General features: G+C 74.5%; 6 protein-coding genes. 4 read left to right on the forward strand and 2 right to left on the reverse strand.

The features are described from left to right. The 4 genes from VR44_RS34190 to VR44_RS34205 all read left to right on the forward strand — a co-directional run. Positions 1 to 1,105, forward strand: a 1,105-nt coding sequence (locus tag VR44_RS34190) for a thioesterase domain-containing protein (RefSeq protein WP_045951533.1), incomplete at its 5' end; no start/stop codon positions are given. A gap of 71 nt (positions 1,106 to 1,176) precedes the next feature. After that, entirely contained in the window at positions 1,177 to 1,377 is a 201-nt protein-coding gene (locus tag VR44_RS34195; protein ID WP_030756641.1) for an MbtH family protein, read from the forward strand. Positions 1,378 to 1,461: 84 nt separating this feature from the next. After that, the gene (locus VR44_RS34200) at positions 1,462 to 2,775 is read left to right on the forward strand and encodes an MFS transporter (RefSeq protein ID WP_045951534.1); all 1,314 of its coding nucleotides are present in this window, start codon (positions 1,462 to 1,464) and stop codon (positions 2,773 to 2,775) included. A gap of 189 nt (positions 2,776 to 2,964) precedes the next feature. Then, positions 2,965 to 3,210 (forward strand): hypothetical protein, encoded by a 246-nt coding sequence (locus VR44_RS34205; protein WP_045951535.1) that lies wholly within the window; start codon positions 2,965 to 2,967, stop codon positions 3,208 to 3,210. Positions 3,211 to 3,299: 89 nt separating this feature from the next. Here VR44_RS34205 and VR44_RS34210 read toward each other — a convergent pair whose 3' ends face one another. Beyond that, positions 3,300 to 3,893, reverse strand: a complete 594-nt coding sequence (locus VR44_RS34210; RefSeq protein ID WP_157880499.1) for a hypothetical protein — start codon at positions 3,891 to 3,893, stop codon at positions 3,300 to 3,302. 97 nt (positions 3,894 to 3,990) lie between these two features. After that, the coding region (locus tag VR44_RS34215) for a helix-turn-helix domain-containing protein (protein ID WP_045951537.1) at positions 3,991 to 4,342 on the reverse strand (352 nt) is incomplete at its 5' end.

Below are 4,342 nucleotides of genomic sequence, written 5' to 3' on the forward strand. Positions count from 1 at the left end.
GCCGTCGGCGGACGCGGCGCGCGGTGACGGCGCGGGACGGATCGCCCCTCGGGACACGACCGAGCTGCGGATGGCGCGGCTGTGGGAGCAGACCCTGGGCACGGCCCCGATCGGGGTGCGTGACGACTTCTTCGCACTCGGCGGCCACTCGCTCAAGGCGTTCGCCCTGATGGCGGCCGTGCGCCGGGAGTTCGGGGTGGAGCTGCCGCTGAACCTGGTGTTCCGTCGGCGCACCGTGGAGCTGCTGTGCGAGGCGCTGCCGGACGCGGGGGCGGCCGCCGCCAGGCTGCTGGTCCCGCTGGCCGACGGCGACCCGTCCAGGCCGCCGCTGGTCCTCGTCCACCCGCGGGGCGGCGATGTCGTCTGCTACCGGGACCTGGTGCGGGACCTTTCCGCCCTTCCCGGGGGCGACCGGCGGATCCTCGGCCTGGAGTCGGTGGGCTACAACACCGAGGAGAGGCCGCTGGAGACGGTGCCCGAGATGGCCGAGCGCTACCTGGCCGCCCTGCGCGAGGAGCAGCCGCACGGCCCGTATCTGCTGGCCGGCTGGTCCTTCGGCGGGACGGTGGCCTACGAGATGGCGGCCCGGCTGGAGGCCGCCGGCGAGGAGGTCGCCTTCCTCGGCCTGATCGACACGGCCGCGCCGGGAGCGGCTCCCGGGAACCGGGCCGGTACGGATGCCGGGCCGGGCGATCCGGACCTGCTGCGGTACGGCATCGCCGCCGGGGTCGACGCCGACTCGGCGCGCGAACTGGACGAGGAGGAACTGCTCGACGTCCTGGTGCGCCGGGGCCGCGCGGAGGGCACCCTCCCCCGCACCGCCCCCACGGAGGCCCTGCGCAGGGTGCTGCGGGTCGCCGAGGCGAACGGGGCGGCCTCCGCCGGCTACCGCACGGACGCCGTGCTCGCCGTCGGCCTGCACCTCTTCACCGTCGACGAGCGGCACCCGGAGCTCGCGACCCCTCTGGTGGACCCGGCGGCCTGGCATGCGCGCACCGCGGGCGGCGTCCTGCGGGCGGCGGTCCCGGGCAACCACCACGACCTGGTGGACCCCCCGCACTGCGCCGCGCTGGCCGGGCTGCTGGCCGCGGCCCTGCCCTCCTGATCCGCTCCACCCCGCCCCATCCCGCACCACCACCAACCCTTCCGCATTCCTGATCCTTCGAGGAGAACTCCATGAACGACGCGTCCCCGCAGCAGTACCTGGTCGTGGCCAACGACGAGGAGCAGTACTCCCTCTGGGAGGCCGGCCGGCCCGTCCCGCTCGGCTGGCACGACCAGGACGTCCGCGGCACCAAGGAGGAGTGCCTCGCGCACATCGAGCGGGTGTGGACGGACATGCGCCCGCTCAGCCTCCGCGTGAGCATGGCCGGCTGACCCTACGACCCCCGGGCACCACGCCGCCCGGCAGACCCCACCGCGGGCTGCCGGGCGGCGCGGCGGTGCCGGAAGGAACCCCGTATGACCAGCTCGTACACCGGCGGCTCCGCGTCATCGCGCCGCCGCACCCCGCTGGGCGCCCTGGTGGCGGCCTCCGGGATCTCCTCGCTCGGCATGGCGGCGACCCTGGTCGCCGTGCCCTGGTTCGTCCTGCACAGCACCGGCAGCGGCACCCGGACGGGGCTCGTCGCCACCGCCGAGGTGCTGGGGCTGCTGTGTTCCGCCGTGCTCGCGGGCCCGGTGGTCGACCGGCTGCCCGTCCGTGCGACCAGCGTCGGGGCGGATCTGCTGACGGCCTCGGCGATCGGCCTGATCCCGCTCCTGCACGCCTGGGGCGCCCTGCCGCTGCCCGTGCTGATCGTCCTGGTGTTCCTGGTCGGGGCGGCCCGCGGCCCGTCCGACACCTCCAAGCAGCTGCTGCTGCCGGGCGCGATGGAACGCGCGGGGGTCACGGCGGAGCGGGCCACCGGAGCGGTCGAGGGGGCCCGCCGGATCGGCATGATGGCGGGCGCGCCGCTGGCCGGCCTGCTCATCTCGACCGCCGGCCCCGTACGCACCCTGTTCGCGGACCTGGCGGCGATGGCGGCGTGCGCCCTCGTCGTGGCGACCCTGGTACCGGCGACGGCCCGACCGCGCCCGGTCGCCGACGGACCGCGCGGCTCCTATACGCAGGAACTCCGCTTCGGCATCGGGCAGTTGCGCAAGGATCGGCTCCTGGGCGCGATGGTGGGGGTGCTGATGCTGACCAACGCCCTGGACGGGGCGCTGAACGGGGTGCTCTACCCGGCGTACGGGACCCGGGTGTTGCGCAGCAGCGCCCTGTTCGGGGCGATGGTGACCGCCATGGGGGCCGGTGCGCTGCTCGGGGCGGCCCTGTACGGCTGGGCCGGGCACCGGCTGCCGCGGCGCGCGGTGTTCGTCGGGGCCTTCGTCCTGGTCGGGGCGGTGCGGTGTGCCGCGCTGGCCGCCGAGCCCGGGGCGACGGTACTGCTGGCGGTACTGGCCCTGTCCGGCATCGGGTCGGGGATCGTGAGCCCGCTGATGATGTCGGTCGCCTACGAGCGGGTGCCCGAGGCGGTACGGGGGCGGGTGTTCGGTCTGCTGGTCGCCGCCGCGCTGGCGGCGACGCCGCTGGGCATGCTCGGTGCGGGGCTGGCCCTGGACGCGGCGGGGCTGGTGCCGGCGCTGCTGGGGACGGGGGCGCTGTACCTCACGGTCACCCTGGCCCCGCTGGTCTTCCCGGTCTGGCGGGAGCTCGACAGCCGGGCGCCGGCGGAGCGCGCGGAGCCGCCGGCCGAGCTGAGGTCTGCGGCCCCTGCGGTGCAGGCATCATGACCGTTTAGTTCCGATCAGTCAGCTTTTGCGGCCCCTCACCATCGCGCCAGGCAGCTTGATGAACAGCCTGATCGATCTCCGAGGGGCCTTGAGCACGGCAAGGTTGGTCCTGCACCGACCAACCGGCGCGGACGGCCCACGAAGTGGTCCACGCCCGGACCTGACCGCTCGTACTCCTGGGGGGAACCCATGCCCAAGCGTTACGTCTTCGCCCTGTCCGTAGCCGCGTCCGCGCTGCTGCTGTCCACCGCCGGCGCCGCGCAGGCCGCCGAGGGCGACACGGCCACGACCACCGTGACGACCACCACCGGGGGCGAGGGCAGCACCACGCAGACGCCGCGTCACATCGTCCTGCCCGGCGGCCGGGTGGCGACGGTCAGCGGCACGCCGGGCGGCCACGGCCGCGACACGGCCGACAGCTCCTGGGGTGGCTGATCCCGCCAGGCCGTAGGGGCCGCCGAAAGAAGGGGGTGGGAGGATCGCGACGGCGATCCTCCCACCCCCTTCTTTCGGTTATCGCGCCGTCAATGGCCCTTGTCGGCAAGGCAGATGACCACGCAGCGGGCCTGCGGGGCGCCGACGCGGCGACGCGACCAGCCGGCCGGCACGTACAAGACTTCGCCGGGCAGCAGCCGGCACTGGAAGGAGTCCGGCCGGCCGCTCTCGCCGGTGCGGGTCAGCTGCCAGGTCACCGCGCCGGCGAGCTGGTGGATCAGCAGGTGCTCCCGGCCCCCGGGCTGCCGGGTCCAGGCCGGGTCCTCACCGGCTCCCGGGGCGTCCCCGGCCGTCTCCACCTGGTCCAGCCGCACGGACAGGCCCGTCAGCGAGGCCAGTTCGGTGGTGAACCGGTCCACCTGCGCCGGGCACACACCGCCGCCCGCCGAGCCGGCCCCGGTGTCGTCGGCGTCCTCGGCCTCGCCGGCTCCTTCGTCGTAGACGGCGTCGAGGGCGTCGAGGGCGTCGACGGTGTCGTCGCCGTCGTCGATGTCACCGAACGCCGGATTGTCGTACTCGGGCCACAGCACACCCGGCGCCCGGTCCAGGTGGACCGAGAGGAACAGGGCGATCTCCCGCAGGTGCGGGGCCGCCCGTCCCCAGGCTTCCTCCGGCATGTCCATCACGTACACCTCTTGTTCGGCGGCTCCACAGCTCCCATCCCAGCAGCATGCGACACGCCCGCCGACCGCGACAGACACGAAAACGCGTGACACCCGCTCAGGAAGGCGGTACCGGTTCGCCGTCGATCTGGCCCTCGAGGTCCAGCAGTCCGCGTGCGGCGGCGGCCACACCGGCCTGGAAGCGGCTGCCCGCACCCAGTTCCTGCATGATGTCGGCGATGTGGCGCCGGGCGGTGCGCAGCGACATGCCCAGGCGACGGGCGATGGCCTCGTCCTTCAGCCCCGCCGCGAGCAGCCGGATGATCGTCTCGTGGATCTCCCGGGCCACCTCCTCGAGCCCCTGGCCCGCGGCGGCCGAGAACGGGGAGGCCAGGTCCCAGGTCTGGTCGAAGATGTCGCACAGGTAGGCGACGGTCGACGGCTCGCGGATCACCACGGCGCCCCAACTG

It is taken from the genome of Streptomyces katrae, assembly GCF_000966975.1.
GTDB classification, from domain to species: domain Bacteria; phylum Actinomycetota; class Actinomycetes; order Streptomycetales; family Streptomycetaceae; genus Streptomyces; species Streptomyces katrae.

What these genes read in the sequence shown, in the direction of transcription:
- VR44_RS34195 (WP_030756641.1), top strand. Translation starts at nt 1,177, where the DNA reads ATGAACGACGCGTCCCCGCAGCAGTACCTGGTCGTGGCCAACGACGAG.
- VR44_RS34200 (WP_045951534.1), top strand. Translation starts at nt 1,462, where the DNA reads ATGACCAGCTCGTACACCGGCGGCTCCGCGTCATCGCGCCGCCGCACC.
- VR44_RS34205 (WP_045951535.1), top strand. Translation starts at nt 2,965, where the DNA reads ATGCCCAAGCGTTACGTCTTCGCCCTGTCCGTAGCCGCGTCCGCGCTG.
- VR44_RS34210 (WP_157880499.1), bottom strand. Translation starts at nt 3,893, where the DNA reads ATGGACATGCCGGAGGAAGCCTGGGGACGGGCGGCCCCGCACCTGCGG.